Here is a 14,545-nt window from a genome sequence, read left to right on the forward strand (position 1 = left end):
CGGGCCCCATGGCGTACTGTTCAAGCGGACCATACAAGTCCTGTGGGCCTGCGCAACGTATCAGGGCAGTGCCCCCTGATATCTTACAGGAAATTAGGAAAAGCGCGGCAGGTCCAACGCGGCGGTTTGGTCGAATCAATCAAACTCGTTGGATCCGAAATCTCCGATTGTTTTCAGGGAGAAACGGATCATGAAATTTTCTTCCGGGCCCAATGTCCGGTCTCTGATTTCAGACCGTTCATAGACCAGCTCAAATCTGGAGCAATCATCCTCGAAAGCGATGCCATATTGCTGTTTCGCGTTAAGATTCTGCTCGATATCACGCAACTGACCGAAGAAGACCGAGTACTGGTCGGTAACTTGCACTTCGCCGCGTAGAAAAATGCCTTCACTCTGGCTTCCGACAGGGCTGATGCGGTTGCTGATTTTGTAATATTGGGCAATACCCCGAAACCTGTTGAAGCGTGTCGACACTGTAGTGTCTATCCGGTTCAAGTTGAGGTCGTCTTCATCAAGACGGGCTTTTGTGTCGACCCGGAATGCACTGCCATAGCTGGCAGAGGCCGCAACAATCCAGTCCGATGTCGTGCCCTGCAGATTGCTTACAGCATCGAATTTGGGATCTGGTCTAGAGCGCCAGCGCCGCCCAACTGTCGTGCTGAGGTTCAGCCCATTCTTCCAGACTGCACGCGTTGTCAGTCCTGCAGAAAGTTTGCCGTCGCCCTCATAAAGATCGTAGGCGCCGAAACCATTCGCGTCATAGAGTGAAGACTCGTCGAACTCATAGAGCAAGCTGTCTTCGTTCGGGATGGCAGAGTCGTTGACGTTCGAGAGGCCCCAGGCAACCATCACGGCTGGCTCGACCGTAATGTCCACGCTCTCACCTGGCCGGATCATCGGATAAGCCAGCTGTGTGCCGATATTGCCAACGAAGCGGGAGACGTTTGCCTTGCCGGATACGTCCTTGTCCAGGGCGTAGTAGTCGCCTCGCGCTTCGGCGAAGGTTTTCAGCGTGAAACCGCCGGGCAAGATATTCAGATCCGTCCAGTCGCCACCGAGGCTGACCCGGCGGGAATCTGCGCCGACGTCGCGGCTGAGGATCGCGCTGGAGGCATTGACACTCGCATAGCCAAATTTGCCTAAATCCCAGTATTTCTGACCAAAAAACACCGGCGTGGCTGTCGGGATTTCGCCGTCATCATCGGATGCACGCAGACCCTGAAACTTCAGTAAAGCGACATCGGTATAGTAATCATCGCCCTGTCCGACGAGGAAAAGCTGGGACAGCAAGCGGCGGGGTTGGTTCGAGTACAGGCCACGCTGCTTATCCTGCCCATTGATGTCATACCGGCGATCATAAAGATCGTCAGACTGCTGCTCGACACCAAAGCCCCACTTCCAGTTATTGTTGATGGCGAACAAGCCGCTGCCATAGATATGGCTGCGCCATGTGTCGTCGCCAAAGCGTTCCCCATCACTATCGAAGTCCTGCTCCTTGGTGAAGCTGGTATTGATGTTGACTGATCCGGAATAGAATTTCTTGCGGAAGTCCAATTCCAGCAGAGGATTCACATTCTGCGTGACCATCGGCGAAATGGTCATTTCAGAGGAATCAGATATCGCCCAGTAATAAGGCTGTTGGTAATACCAACCGAGTTTCGAGGACATCCCGGCGGACGGTATCAGCAAGCCAGACCGACGTTCGGAATTGGGGTCCGGGTGAGCAAGAAACGGGAAGTAAAACACCGGGATGCCTGCGACTTCGATGACCGCGTCACGATAGGACATCATCTGGCTTTCCTGATCCAGCACCGCGCGCCGGGCGCGAATGGACCAAGTTGGAGTTTTGTCTTTTTCACAGACAGGGCAGGCCGTATAGACGACCTGATCGAGGGCATCTACGCCATCCGCCTGTCGGATGGCAGAGTTTGCCGCGACCGTTGCGCCATCTGCGAGCCGGGCCGAGAAGCCTATGGCATAGCCATCCGCCAGCTTGGAATCGACCTCGATTTCATCAGCAAATTGCTGGCTGCCATCTGTATCAATAATTACGATATTGCCGGTTGCGCGGACACGGTCGGTTGTACGGTCATAGACCAGCTTGTCTGCACGCAGGATCCGGCCTTGATACAGCGCTTCTACATTGCCCTCTGCAACGAGTTTGTTTTCGTCGCGGATTTCGTAGACATAGTCTGCTTCCAGAACAACGCGTTCATCTTGCTCAGGAGCTGCTGCCCCGACAGTGCTCTCTTGGGCGACAGCATACCATGGCAGGCAAGCCGCCATACCCAACGCAGCTGCAACATGATGCCATTTTGCCAAAACGCGTACCCTTACGACTGTCCCTGCGCCCATGGGCGCCCTTCGTGCCGCGTGGGCACATGGTTTCCAGAAGGCTTAGAGAGGAAGGCGGGAATCGTCCAGCCATGAGGCGCTTATGGCTGAATTTTCATATTTTTTAAGATGCAGCGATGACACATCCTTTAAAAGGCAAGCGATGCCAGACCTCCTGGCAGTGTCACGGCATCGCCTGATAGTTCCAACTCCATCAGAATCGCGGCGCATTGCGCGGGAGTTGCGCCAGCCGCTCGGGCAATCTCGTCAATGGGAATCGGGCTGGGTGAGAGGGCCTGGCGCACTCTGTCCGTCAGGCCTTCCGGCAGGTCTTTTGCCGGTTCGCCTTCGTAAAGCGTTGTATCTGCGGCCATGCCGACAAAGGGCAGGCTTGAGAGCATTTCCAGAATGTCGTCTGCGTGACGTACCAATGTTGCGCCCTGACGGATCAGGCGATTGGTGCCGGCCGAACGAGGGTCCAGCGGAGAGCCTGGCACAGCCATCACTTCACGGCCTTGTTCCCCGGCCATACGTGCGGAAATCAGCGAGCCGGACCGTTCTGCTGCCTCCACCACAACGACGCCTCTTGTGAGGCCTGTCACGATGCGATTGCGACGGGGGAAATCCTGTGCCTTGGCGCGATACCCGAAGTGGCTTTCTGACAGGATCAGACCATTCGCGGCGATCTCGGCATAAAGGCGGTGGTGCTGGGGCGGATATATGTGATCGATCGCGCCGCCCAGCACGGCAATCGTGCCGGTTTTCAAGCTGGCGGCGTGCGCTTCGCCATCAATACCAAGGGCCAGACCGGAGACAATCACGAAGCCTGCCTTGCCGAGATCGCTCGCAATATCTCGCGCGAGTTTCTTGCCTGCCGCAGAAGCATTACGCGCGCCGACAATGGCGACGGTAGGTTTGCTGGCAAGGTCGATATTGCCGAGCGCTGTCAGAACGGGCGGAGGGGGATCTAGCGCCTTCAGCAATTGCGGATAGCCCGGCTCGCAACTCGCGATGACGCGCGCGCCGTATCTCTCTGTTGCAGCGAGTTCGCGCTCGACCGCATCTTGCGCCGGCGGCACCAGTTCGCGGCCGGAGCGGCTCTTGCGGGTCAGCTCCGGCAGAGCCTCAAGCGCAGCGGCGGCTGATTTGTAGCGGTGTAGTAACTGAAAGAACGTGACCGGGCCGACATAGGGTGTTCTGGCCAGTCGCAGCCACGCCAGACGTTCCTGGTCTGTCAGTGGCCGTCCCGGTGTCATGCGTCCGGTGTGTCCTTCTTGGCACCGAAGCGAGGTTCCTGGCCCTTCAGCAAGCGGCCAAGATTGGCGCGGTGCGTCCAGAACACGAAGAGAGAGAGCAGGGCCAGGCCGCACAAGATGAACATATTACGTTCTCCGAGCATCCACGCACCAGGCGGAACGAGCGCGGCTGCCGTCAGCGCGGCAAGCGAGGAAATGCGAGTCAGGGCAAACAGGCCGAGCCATATCGGCGCAGCGACGTAAAAGCCCGGCAGGGACACGAAGGGCAACAAGCCTGCATAGGTCGCGACGCCCTTGCCACCCTTGAAGCCCAGCCAGACGGGATAGCAATGTCCGACAAAGGCGAAGGCCCCGGCTACGAAACCGACTTCCCGGCTTGCCAGCAGGCCAAAGCCGAGAGCCAGAAGCCCCGCCTTGAGACTGTCGAGCAGCAGCGTGGCGAGCGCCAGATCCTTGCGACCGGTGCGCAGAACATTGGTTGCGCCGATATTGCCGGAGCCGATCTGGCGAATGTCCCCCAGGCCTGCAGCCTTGGTGATCAGCAGTCCGAAGGGGATGGACCCTGCCAGATATCCGCAGATTGCTGCGAGTGGAAATGCCAGTGAGGCTCCCATCCCATTCTCCTCAATTCCCGATTGAAAGCCTACGGACGAAACGCCAGGCTAGCAAGAGTCTCGCATTCTTAACGTGTGAATACGCATTCGCCAGAAATGAAAGTCTGAATTACCCGTCCCTGCAGCCGGCGGCCATCAAAGGGCGAGTTGGTCGAGCGGGAGCGAAGATACTCGCGTTCGCACAGCCATGGCTTGCCCGGATCGAACAGGATCAAGTCAGCCGGCGCGTCTTCCGCGAGGCGACCTTGGGGCAGGCCAATCATGTCTGCTGGGCCGCAGGTGATGGGTGCCAGCGCTTCCAGCAGGCTAAGCGGGCCATCATGGACAAGGCTGAGCAGGGCCGCGAGCGTGGTTTCCAAACCGGCGGCGCCAAAGCTGGCCTCCCCGAATGGCAGACGTTTCTCTTCCGGCGGCTGCGGATCATGGGCCGAGACGACGGCATCAATCTCGCCTGCTTTCAGCGCCTGGATCATGGCGAGGCGCGTGTCCTCATCCCGGAAGGGCGGGTTCACTTTGCAATAGGTGAGATAGTCGCCGATATCGAGTTCATTGAAGAATAGCGTGTGAGCCGCGATCGTCGTGAACACATTCGCGCCTTCAGCTCGGGATTTCGCAACGAGTTCCAGCGTGCGCGGGGTTGATACCTGGTCCAGGATCAGTGTGCAGCCCGTGGTTTCGGCTAGCATCAGGTCTCGCGCGGCCCCGATCCATTCGGCCTCGCGGGGGATGCCTGCGAGGCCCTTGCGGGCGGCGAAAGCGCCGCCATTCATGACGCCTGAGCCCTTTAGGGCGCGGTCGTCCGGCCTAGACATGATGATAGCGCCCCGGCTGGCGGCATATGTCATGGCGCGCTTCAGAATGGAGGCATTCTGCAGCGGTTCGTCACCATTGGTGAACAGCACGGCACCGGCATCTGCCATAAGGCCGATCTCGGCCATGGCTTCGCCCTTGAGGCCTGTGGTCAGCGCGCCTGCCGGATAGATACGCGCCTTGGCGCTGGTCTTCGCTCGGTCCGAGATGAAGCGCACCAGCGCGACATCGTCAATCACCGGCTTCGTATCCGGCATGACGACAAGGCTGGTCACCCCTCCTGCAACCGCGGCGCGAGATGCGGTCGCCAGGGTCTCTTTCTGCTCATCGCCTGGTTCACCTGTCTTGACGCGCAGATCAATCAGGCCGGGGGCAAGGCAGAGACCTGCAGCGTCCAGGCTTTCTTCTGCATTGGTATGGGGGCCTGTCGCGCCGGGTGTAATCGCGGTGATCTTGCCATCCTCGACCAGGACAGCGCCGGTCTCGTCAAGGCCTGTAGCCGGGTCCAGAAGGCGAGCATTATAGATAGAGAGACTCATGGGCGGCCTCCTGCGAGAAGGTGGAGCACGGCCTCCCGCACAGCGACGCCCATCTCTACCTGTTCGGTAATGACAGAGCGTTCGCCATCGGCAATCGCGCTTTCAATCTCGATGCCTCGGTTCATCGGTCCGGGGTGCATCACGATGGCGTCTTCTTTGGCGAGGGAGAAACGCTCCTGCGTCAGGCCGAAATAGCGGAAATATTCGCGGCGGCTGGGTAGGTAAGCTCCATCCATCCGTTCCAGCTGCAGGCGTAGCATCATCACGACATCCGCCCCCTGCAGGGCGGTGTCAAAATCTGACGTCGCAGAGGCCGCACCCCAGGTCTCCGTTCCTGATGGCAACAAGGTACGCGGCGCGCATAGGTGCACTTCCGCGCCGAGCAGATGGAGCGCCTGAGTCGTCGAGCGGGCAACACGGGAGTGCGCGATATCTCCGCAGATCACAACTTTCAGGCCTTCGACCCGGCCTTTGTTACGTCGGATCGTCAGCGTATCCAGCAAGCCCTGTGTAGGGTGCTCATGCGTGCCGTCGCCGGCATTGATGACCGCGCAGTCGACCTTGCGAGACAGCAGTTTCGCGCCCCCGGAAGCCGAGTGGCGGACAACCAGCACATCCGGTTTCATGGCATTCAGCGTCATCGCCGTGTCGATCAGGGTCTCACCCTTTTTGACCGAAGACTGCGCGACCGGCATAGAGATGACATCCGCGCCAAGGCGGCGGGCGGCAATCTCGAAGCTGCTCATGGTGCGGGTGGAGTTCTCGAAAAACAGGTTCACCACCGTCTTTCCGGACAGGACCGGATCGGCGCGCTGGCCCGCCCGGGTCGCTTCCGCGTACTCATTGGCGAGATCCAGAATGTGAGTGATATCGAGCGGGTGAAGGCCTTCAATGCCTAACAGATGCTCGTGCTCGAAGGTGTAGTGATATGCCGCCTTGGTCATGGAGGCCCTTTCGATTTTCGGCGGTTTAGGCGCGATTCTGGCTTCGGGCAAGGCCCTCAACTGGTCAGAAGCAGATAAAGCCCAGGCATGGTGATCATGGCTAGCACAGTCTCCACAGCAATCAGGTTTGCTGCCAGGGGCGCGTCGCCGCCAAGTTCCTTGGCCAGAATGTAGGAACTGGTCGCGGTAGGCGTGGCGGCGCAGATCAGGGCGACGACCAGCGGCATGCCCGTCACACCCAGCAAGAAGCAAAAGCCAACCGCCAGCGCAGGCAGGCCGAGCAGTCTAACCAAAGACCAGCCAAATGTCCGCGGTCCAGCCCGACGCAGGGCAGACAGGTCTACGCCCGCCCCGGCAGCCAGCAGGCCAAGCGCCAGCGCCGCGTCTCCCAGAATACGCAAACTATCATCCAGGAGACGCGGCAGGGAAATGCTGGCCGCAGCCAGCGCGAGGCCAAGGATACAGGCGATGACTATGGGATTTCTGATCAGCGCAACGAACGGGTTCGGCTTCGGTCCGTGCGGTTTTTCAGCATGAGAGATCAGTGCGTAGACGGAGATAATATTGGCGGTCGGGATCATTACAGCGGCGGCAATAGTGACCAGTGCCAATCCCTGTTCCCCGAACAGAAGACTGCCGATGGAGAGGCCAATCATCGTGTTCCAGCGCACATTGGACTGTATGACTGAACCCACGGCCGGGCCGGGCATGTTTGGCATGAACCGCCCAAGCAAACCAAATGCACCCAGCGTAATCTGCGCCAGGATCAGCGCAGCGGCGAGCCCCCATGGCGCAGTCTCGAACGGGGCATTGGCCAGGGTCCGGACGATTAGGGCCGGGAACAGGACGACATAGGACAGCCGCTCAATGGCCCGCCAGCTTTCAGTCGGGATCCATTTGCGGACAGACAGGATATGTCCGAGCGATACAATCGCGATGACGGGAAGCAGCGCATAGAGAAAGCCGCTCATGGCAGCTGTGCCAGACTATGCATGGCATCCTTCAGGATGACCGCGGCGGCTGACGCATCGATTCGCTCGGCCCGTCGACGACGAGAGATATCGGCAGAGATCATGGTGCGTTCTGCTTCGGCGGTTGAGAGCCGCTCATCCTGAAACAGCAGGGGCACGTCGCGTTTTTGCAGAATGTGCCAGGCCATGGCGCGCACGGACTGGGCGCGGGGCCCCTCGCTGCCATCCATATTGAGGGGCAGGCCCATGACGAGCCCCACAGCCCGCCGGTCATCATAGATGTGGAACAGGCGGTCCAGAACAGGCGCCAGCTTCTTGCCGCGCGGAATGGTTTCTACAGGGCTCGCAATCATGCGCAGCGCATCGGCTGAGGCGACGCCCAGCGTCTTGGTGCCAGGGTCCAGCCCGAGTAGGGCGCCAGTGCGCGGAAAGTCTGCGAGATCAGTTACAGGCATTTGCAGCCCACATAGCGCCTTGAAGCGAGCTTGCCTATGGCGTATTCGAGCCGTTCAAATTGCCGGACTGGAGCCAGACATGAGTGTTACGAAGGATGATGTACGCAAGGTTGCCCGCCTGTCGCGTATCGCCGTGACCGAGGAACATGTGGAAGAACTGACCGGTGAGCTGAATGGCATCATGGGATGGATCGACCAGTTGAACGAAGTCAATGTCGAAGGTGTGGAACCAATGACCTCTGTCGTTGAGACCAAACTCCCCATGCGCGAAGACGTCGTTACCGATGGCAACATCCAGGATCAGGTTCTGGCAAATGCGCCGCGCAGCGAAGACGGCTTCTTCGTCGTGCCGAAGGCAGTCGAATAGATCTCAGATCGCTTCTTCAGCGAACTCTTCATAATTGATCAGAATTTCGGTGCCGGCGGGGATATCCTGTCCCGCGCTGAGCGTGACTGTCTGTGCCTCGCCATCCACCTCGAAGACGGCATTCGCTTCCGGGCTGTGATTGCACATTGAGATCAGACCAAAGGCAACGGCCGCCCGCATCTTTCCGTCAGCATTTTCATCGACATAGAAAACATAGTGGTAGAGGCGCGTTTTCCGGACGGCTTCCGTGTCTTCCTCGTTCAGGATGAGAAGAGGGTAGACGGCGATTACCTGCCCCTTGGAAATGGAAACGGCCGCGAACAGGCCGCGACCGTGAAAAGGGGATTGGCGTACCTCAATCATGGAGGCCTGTATGTTGTCTGGCATGCTGTCTTGTAGCATGCCTGTAACGGGCGGCCACTAGTCTTCTTGGGGCGCGCTCGAAGATTCTTCGACGTCAGCCTTTTCTGCATCCGGGTTCCATTTGTGGATGGATTTCACCGTACAACGCTGCGTGTCGAACGGGCTGCCGTCGCGTCCGCCCATTATCTGAGTCGAGACGATGATGGCATCCATATCGCGCAGACAGCTACCGGTCGAATCTAGGCCAATTCTCATGGCATCATCCAGATTGGTGCAGACGCCCATTACCTCGATCAGGTAATGATCGCGCCCTTCGCGAACGGTCAGCGTGTCACGGGTATTGTTGCCGAAACTGTCGATTGAGCTGGCAAAGCAGATGCGGTCGACCTCTTCGCCGAGACGCGGATCATCGGCATATTTTGCGACACCGCGGGGTGTTTCTTCGCCTGCTGGTGTTGAAGCGCAGGCCGCCAGAAGAATGGGGGCTGCGAGTATGTAGAGTAGAGTGCGCATGGAATCCTCACACATGATCTGATGTTGGAAAAAAGCCTGCTCCAGGCCGGTTCAACTGACAAGAAGGCTCACGGAGACTTGAACTTTCCCTGCAAGACGTCATAGCAAGCGGTCTGAATTCATAAAGAGCGTGCTCCATGACCGAACTGACCAAGCTGACCCTTGCTGCTGCCCTGGATGGCCTGAAGGCCAAATCCTTTTCTGCGCGCGAGATAACGCAGGATTTCATCCAGGCAATCGAGCAATCGCGTGTCTTGAATGCCTATGTGGTCGAGACGCCTGAAAAGGCGCTGGCTATGGCGGATGCCTCCGATGCGCGCTTGGCCAAGGGCGAGGGCGGCAAGCTGGAAGGCGCGCCGCTCGGCATTAAGGATTTGTACTGCACGGCCGGTGTGCGCACGACGGCGTGCAGCAACATTCTGGGCGAGTTCACACCGACCTATGAGTCGACCGTGACGCAGAACCTCTGGGATCAGGGCGCCGTCATGCTCGGCAAGCTCAACATGGACGAGTTCGCCATGGGCTCATCCAACGAAACCTCCCGCTTCGGCCCGGTGGTAAATCCGTGGCGCCGTAAGGGAGACAATCGCGATCTGACACCGGGTGGCTCTTCCGGTGGCTCTGCGGCGGCGGTGGCGGGCGATCTTTGCCTCGCGGCGACAGCATCAGACACGGGTGGTTCCATCCGCCAGCCCGCTGCCTTTACCGGCACAGTCGGCATCAAGCCGACCTATGGCCGGGCCAGCCGTTATGGCATGGTGGCGTTCGCCTCCTCGTTGGATCAGGCCGGTCCGATTTCCAAGACAGTGGAAGACAGCGCCATCCTGCTGGAAGCCATGTGCAGCCATGACCCGAAGGATTCCACATCCCTGAACATCGAGACGCCGGACTGGCGCAGCGATGTGGCCAAGGGCGTCAAAGGCATGCGCATCGGCATTCCGAAGGAATATCGCATGGACGGCATGTCCGAGGAAATCGACAAGCTGTGGGATCAGGGCATCGAATGGCTGAAAGCCGCAGGTGCCGAGATTGTCGACATCAGCCTGCCGCATACGAAATACGCTCTGCCAGCCTACTATATCGTGGCACCGGCAGAGGCCTCTTCGAACCTCGCCCGCTATGACGGTATGCGTTATGGTGCCCGCGTCGATGGGGACAACCTGGCAGGCACCTACGAAGCCACTCGCGCTGACGGTTTTGGCGCCGAAGTGCAGCGCCGCCTGATGATCGGCACCTATGTGCTCTCGTCCGGCTATTATGATGCCTATTACCTGCGCGCGCAAAAGGTTCGCACCAAAATCCTCAACGATTTTGTTGAAGCCTTTGAAAGCTGCGACGCGATCCTGACACCGACCTGCCCGTCACCGGCCTTTGCCTTTGGCGAGAAGAGCGGCGATCCGGTCGAGATGTACCTGAATGATGTCTTCACCGTGACAGCGAACCTGGCGGGCCTGCCAGGCATCTCCGTTCCGGCGGGCCTGTCTGCCGGTGGCCTACCGCTCGGTTTGCAGGTGATCGGCAAGGCGCTGGACGAGGCGGCGTGCTTCCGCGTCGGCGGCGAACTGGAACGTGCAGCCGGCTTCGTGGCAAAGCCTGAAAAGTGGTGGTAGTCTTCGGGGCATGACCCGTTTTCTGACACTCTTCGGTATTCTGCTTGCCTTCAGTCTTGCCCTGATGTGGGGCATGATGGCGCAATATGGCTACAGCCTGTTTGCGCCAGAGATGCGCGGCATGTTGCTGGTCGCGTTTCTCGTGGCGGCCTATGTTGCTTTCCGTATCACGCGTATCCTCTCGCGCCGCAAACGTCGCAAGGAAGACGCGGGGCAGTCAGGTGGGCGGACGCAATCCAGCTTGTCCGGCATGTTCTCTGGCAAAAGCTCTGCGCAGGCCGCCCGTGAGGCGCGTCTTGCCGCGCGTCGCAAACAGCTGATCGAGGAAGGCAAGCTGGAGGATGATTCGCCTCCGCCGCCCGTGGTTGCCGACGAAGAGGATGCTGCCCCGGTGCGTGTCTCACAATCTGCGCCGATCAAGGACCGTATGGCCGCCCGTGCCGAACGCGTGCGCCGCGCCAAGGCCGCTGGCAAGCTGAGCGACGATTAGGCGTTTGAGGGCATTAGCGCGCCAGCGCCCTGTCCTGCAGGTCGGACAACAATCTGCTCTGCCGTTTCTTCTGCTGCATTTCCGCCAGGTCCGCCCTGATCATCTTCATCATCCTCGTCACGATTTGTGATCCTCGACACAAACACGCCAATGCCGATGAGGCCGCCAATAGGTCCGCATTGCAGGATCATCGCAAGCGCCCAGATCCATGGCATCCCCAGATCCATGTTCTTTAGCGACAATAGCAGGCACATCAGCATGATGGTGCCCACAGCGACCCCAACCGAAAAGCCAAATATCAGATGCTTCAGGAAGCCCCGTACGACGGGCTTTTCTTCCTGGCTGGACGCATCCATCATCATTTTGAAGAGCATTCTAGGGCCCCTTATTTCCTCCACATGCCTTAATATTCAACGAGATGTGACAAATTGGAAGGGGGCAGGTCAATCCAATGGGATTACCGGCTCGACAGTCAGGGGAGACGGCGGCTAGAAGAGCCGTTGAAACAGACTGTTAGCAGAGAAGAATATGTCAGCGCGCACACCGTATACGATCAAGGGCGAAACCGGCGATTGGGAGCTTGTCATGGGCCTCGAAGTCCATGCCCAGGTTGCTTCCAATGCAAAGCTCTTTTCGGGCGCGTCCACGGCATTCGGTTCTGACCCGAACTGCAACGTCTCCCTCGTCGATGCGGCGATGCCAGGCATGTTGCCAGTCATAAACAAATTTTGCGTTGAACAGGCGATTCGGACAGGCCTCGGCCTGAAAGCCCAGATCAACACCTGGAGCCGGTTTGACCGGAAGAATTATTTCTATCCCGACCTGCCGCAAGGCTATCAGATCAGCCAGTTTGCCCACCCTATTGTTGGTGAAGGCGAGATCGAAGTGGACGTTGAGCCTGCCCATGGCGGCGATGCCTATTCTTTTACGTGCCGCATCGAGCGTCTGCATTTGGAGCAGGATGCTGGTAAATCTATCCACGATATGGACCCGAACTCTACCTATGTTGACCTGAACCGGTCCGGCGTCGCGCTGATGGAGATCGTCTCCAAGCCGGATGTCCGCACGCCTGCGGAAGCTGCGGCCTATGTGAAGAAGCTACGGGCCATCGTTATCGCGCTCGGCACGTGCGACGGTGACATGGACAAGGGCAATTTGCGCGCTGATGTGAACGTATCCGTCTGCCGTCCGGGCCAATATGAGAAATTCCGCGAAACCGGTGATTTCAGCCATCTGGGCACGCGCTGCGAGCTGAAGAACATGAACTCCTTCCGCTTCATTCAGCAAGCGATCGAGTATGAAGCCCGCCGCCAGATCGAGATTCTGGAAGATGGCGGCGTTGTCGATCAGGAGACGCGCCTGTTCGACCCGGTGAAGGTCGAGACGCGGTCCATGCGCTCCAAGGAAGATGCGCATGATTACCGCTATTTCCCGGATCCGGACCTTCTGCCGCTAGAGTTCGAGCAAGCTTGGGTCGACGAGATCCGCGAGAGCCTGCCGGAACTGCCGGATGAGAAGCGCGCCCGCTTTGAGACCGATTACGGTCTGTCGCGCTACGATGCCGGCGTGCTCAGCGCGGATGCAGAGAAGGCTGACTTTTTCGAAGAAGTGGCCAAGGGGCGTGATCCGAAACTGGCCGCCAACTGGGTGACCCAGGAGCTGTTCGGCTATCTGAACAAACAAGATATGGAGCTGTCGGACAGCCCCGTTTCTGCTGCCAGCCTTGGTGGTCTGATTGAGTTGATCTCGAATGACACAATCAGCGGAAAGATCGCCAAAGACGTCTTTGTCCGGATGATTGAAGGGGAAGGCGAGGCGGCCGACATTGTCGAGAAGCACGGACTAAAGCAGGTGACGGATACTGGCGCCATCGAGAAGGTTGTCGACGAAATCATCGCGGCCAATCCGGAGCAGGTGGCACAGGTCAAGGAAAAGCCGAAGACGATGGGCTGGTTTGTCGGCCAGGTCATGAAGGCTTCCGGTGGCAAGGCCAACCCGAAAGCGGTCAATGACATCCTGAAGGCGAAGCTGGGCCTCTAGGGACCTGGTTTAATCCGGCAGGATAAGGCCGGAGCCTATTCCTTTCAGGACTGCCGTAATCCGGTTGTTTGCGTCGAGCTTCTTGAAGGCGCGGCGCAGGATCGTGTCGACGGTGTTTTCTGTAATGCTGAGCTTTTTAGCTATCGCGATGTTGGACAGGCCCGCTGCAACCAGCGTAAGGATTTCCGTTTCCCTGGGTGACAGGGGCTGTGCTGGCTCTCTCATTGGGAAATCCGCAGAAAGCGCAATGAATGTGTTGTGCGTATACTGACACACGAGTTGCAGCTCAGCGATTTCCTGTACTTCCAGGTCAAGTGGCCCGGTCAGACTGCCAAGCCCGAAAAAGGCCATTGTGCCGATGGGGCCGAAGATTGGTATGGCCAGGCCATCTCTCAGTCCAACCTGCTTCAGTTCCTTCAGGAAGGCGCGCTGCTGCTTCGACAGTTTCATCCTGTCTTCGACATCAAACCAGTGAAAGGGGCGCGCCTCGGAACGTGCCTGGTTCAAGAGGGGGTCGAAGTCAGCATAGCGATTTTTTAGGTATTTCTCTGCCCAGTCGACAGGGAAGGTCTGGTGTATAATCCCGTTCTCTATAGGCACCCTGCGCAGCTGTTCGGCCAGGATATGGTAAGACGAAACATCTATACCATAGTGCCTGACAAGCTGATCAAATGAGCGAAATAACGCCTCAGTATCCTCAGTGTTTTCCGCTCTCTCGATGTAATCCTTGAGAGTTGTCCTCACGCGTCCACCCTTATGTGAGGACGCTTGTATACCTCATTAACGAGGATTAAGCTACAATTTAGCTTTAATCCGCGTGGCGAGCTCACCCAATACCTCGGTATCGGCCATCTCTCCGCTGGCATGACGGCCCAGATCCTTGCCTTCCCAGCGCGGAATTATGTGGAAGTGCAGATGGAACACGGTTTGCCCTGCTGCACTGCCATTGAACTGGGTCACGACCAGACCGTCCGGGGAGAGGCCTTGCTCCACGGCTTTCGCAACTGTCTGTACACGTCGCATGTATTCGCCAAGCTTGTCCGAGGGCATTTCCAGGAAGTTGCGCGCTTCAACGTCTTTCGGGATCACCAATGTATGCCCTTCAGACTGCGGAAAGACATCCATGAAAGCCAGAGCCACATCATCCTCGTACACTTTCACGCAGGGAATCTCTCCGCGGAGCATCTTGGCGAAGATATTGTCGGGGTCATAGGGTGCGTGCAGGGTCATTGTTGAGGG

16 protein-coding genes are annotated in these 14,545 nt (G+C 58.4%); 4 read left to right on the plus strand and 12 right to left on the minus strand.

Annotated features, from left to right (window positions below; genetic code table 11):
* Window positions 1-135: 135 nt before the first annotated feature.
* From HY2_RS05245 to ruvX, 7 genes are all read right to left on the minus strand, one after another.
* Window positions 136-2,355: an LPS-assembly protein LptD gene (locus HY2_RS05245; protein WP_034825385.1), complete on the minus strand. Its 2,220-nt coding sequence runs from the start codon at window positions 2,353-2,355 to the stop codon at window positions 136-138.
* A 128-nt stretch (window positions 2,356-2,483) separates the two neighbouring features.
* Complete coding sequence (dprA, locus tag HY2_RS05250; RefSeq protein ID WP_034825387.1) at window positions 2,484-3,590, minus strand: DNA-processing protein DprA; 1,107 nt, start codon at window positions 3,588-3,590, stop codon at window positions 2,484-2,486.
* A complete protein-coding gene (plsY, locus tag HY2_RS05255; RefSeq protein ID WP_034825389.1) occupies window positions 3,587-4,204 on the minus strand; it encodes a glycerol-3-phosphate 1-O-acyltransferase PlsY in 618 nt (205 codons plus the stop codon). Before plsY ends, dprA begins: the two co-directional genes overlap by 4 nt.
* A 68-nt stretch (window positions 4,205-4,272) precedes the next feature.
* Window positions 4,273-5,553 (minus strand): dihydroorotase, encoded by a 1,281-nt coding sequence (gene pyrC, locus HY2_RS05260; protein ID WP_034825391.1) that lies wholly within the window; start codon window positions 5,551-5,553, stop codon window positions 4,273-4,275.
* Window positions 5,550-6,497 (minus strand): aspartate carbamoyltransferase catalytic subunit, encoded by a 948-nt coding sequence (locus HY2_RS05265; RefSeq protein ID WP_034825393.1) that lies wholly within the window; start codon window positions 6,495-6,497, stop codon window positions 5,550-5,552. Before HY2_RS05265 ends, pyrC begins: the two co-directional genes overlap by 4 nt.
* Before the next feature lie 56 nt (window positions 6,498-6,553).
* Window positions 6,554-7,468 (minus strand): AEC family transporter, encoded by a 915-nt coding sequence (locus HY2_RS05270; protein ID WP_034825395.1) that lies wholly within the window; start codon window positions 7,466-7,468, stop codon window positions 6,554-6,556.
* Window positions 7,465-7,923 (minus strand): Holliday junction resolvase RuvX, encoded by a 459-nt coding sequence (gene ruvX, locus HY2_RS05275; RefSeq protein WP_034825398.1) that lies wholly within the window; start codon window positions 7,921-7,923, stop codon window positions 7,465-7,467. Before ruvX ends, HY2_RS05270 begins: the two co-directional genes overlap by 4 nt.
* Before the next feature lie 79 nt (window positions 7,924-8,002).
* Here ruvX and gatC point away from each other — a divergent pair, with 79 nt between their 5' ends.
* Window positions 8,003-8,290 carry an Asp-tRNA(Asn)/Glu-tRNA(Gln) amidotransferase subunit GatC gene (gatC, locus tag HY2_RS05280; RefSeq protein WP_034825402.1) on the plus strand — a complete coding sequence of 96 codons (288 nt, stop codon included), beginning with the start codon at window positions 8,003-8,005 and terminating at the stop codon, window positions 8,288-8,290.
* 3 nt (window positions 8,291-8,293) lie between these two features.
* Here gatC and HY2_RS05285 read toward each other — a convergent pair whose 3' ends face one another.
* A complete protein-coding gene (locus tag HY2_RS05285) occupies window positions 8,294-8,677 on the minus strand; it encodes an SET domain-containing protein (protein WP_051594750.1) in 384 nt (127 codons plus the stop codon).
* A 33-nt stretch (window positions 8,678-8,710) separates the two neighbouring features.
* The gene (locus HY2_RS05290; protein ID WP_034825406.1) at window positions 8,711-9,166 is read right to left on the minus strand and encodes a DUF6491 family protein; all 456 of its coding nucleotides are present in this window, start codon (window positions 9,164-9,166) and stop codon (window positions 8,711-8,713) included.
* A 137-nt stretch (window positions 9,167-9,303) separates the two neighbouring features.
* On the opposite strand from HY2_RS05290, the gene gatA reads away from it, so the two are divergent.
* Window positions 9,304-10,776 (plus strand): Asp-tRNA(Asn)/Glu-tRNA(Gln) amidotransferase subunit GatA, encoded by a 1,473-nt coding sequence (gene gatA / locus HY2_RS05295; RefSeq protein WP_034825409.1) that lies wholly within the window; start codon window positions 9,304-9,306, stop codon window positions 10,774-10,776.
* Between the two features lie 10 nt (window positions 10,777-10,786).
* Window positions 10,787-11,266, plus strand: a complete 480-nt coding sequence (locus HY2_RS05300) for a hypothetical protein (RefSeq protein ID WP_034825411.1) — start codon at window positions 10,787-10,789, stop codon at window positions 11,264-11,266.
* On the opposite strand, the gene HY2_RS05305 is transcribed toward HY2_RS05300, so the two are convergent.
* A complete protein-coding gene (locus HY2_RS05305) occupies window positions 11,263-11,640 on the minus strand; it encodes a hypothetical protein (protein WP_034825414.1) in 378 nt (125 codons plus the stop codon). The two genes, HY2_RS05300 and HY2_RS05305, sit on opposite strands and share 4 nt — an antisense overlap.
* 154 nt (window positions 11,641-11,794) lie before the next feature.
* Here HY2_RS05305 and gatB point away from each other — a divergent pair, with 154 nt between their 5' ends.
* The gene (gatB, locus tag HY2_RS05310) at window positions 11,795-13,306 is read left to right on the plus strand and encodes an Asp-tRNA(Asn)/Glu-tRNA(Gln) amidotransferase subunit GatB (protein ID WP_034825416.1); all 1,512 of its coding nucleotides are present in this window, start codon (window positions 11,795-11,797) and stop codon (window positions 13,304-13,306) included.
* Window positions 13,307-13,315: 9 nt separating this feature from the next.
* Here gatB and HY2_RS05315 read toward each other — a convergent pair whose 3' ends face one another.
* The gene (locus HY2_RS05315; protein ID WP_051594751.1) at window positions 13,316-14,050 is read right to left on the minus strand and encodes a LuxR family transcriptional regulator; all 735 of its coding nucleotides are present in this window, start codon (window positions 14,048-14,050) and stop codon (window positions 13,316-13,318) included.
* A gap of 51 nt (window positions 14,051-14,101) precedes the next feature.
* Window positions 14,102-14,536 carry an HIT family protein gene (locus HY2_RS05320; RefSeq protein WP_034825418.1) on the minus strand — a complete coding sequence of 145 codons (435 nt, stop codon included), beginning with the start codon at window positions 14,534-14,536 and terminating at the stop codon, window positions 14,102-14,104.
* Window positions 14,537-14,545: the final 9 nt, after the last annotated feature.

Origin of the sequence: Hyphomonas pacifica, from assembly GCF_000682675.1 — a bacterium.
Taxonomy (GTDB): Bacteria; Pseudomonadota; Alphaproteobacteria; order Caulobacterales; family Hyphomonadaceae; genus Hyphomonas; species Hyphomonas pacifica.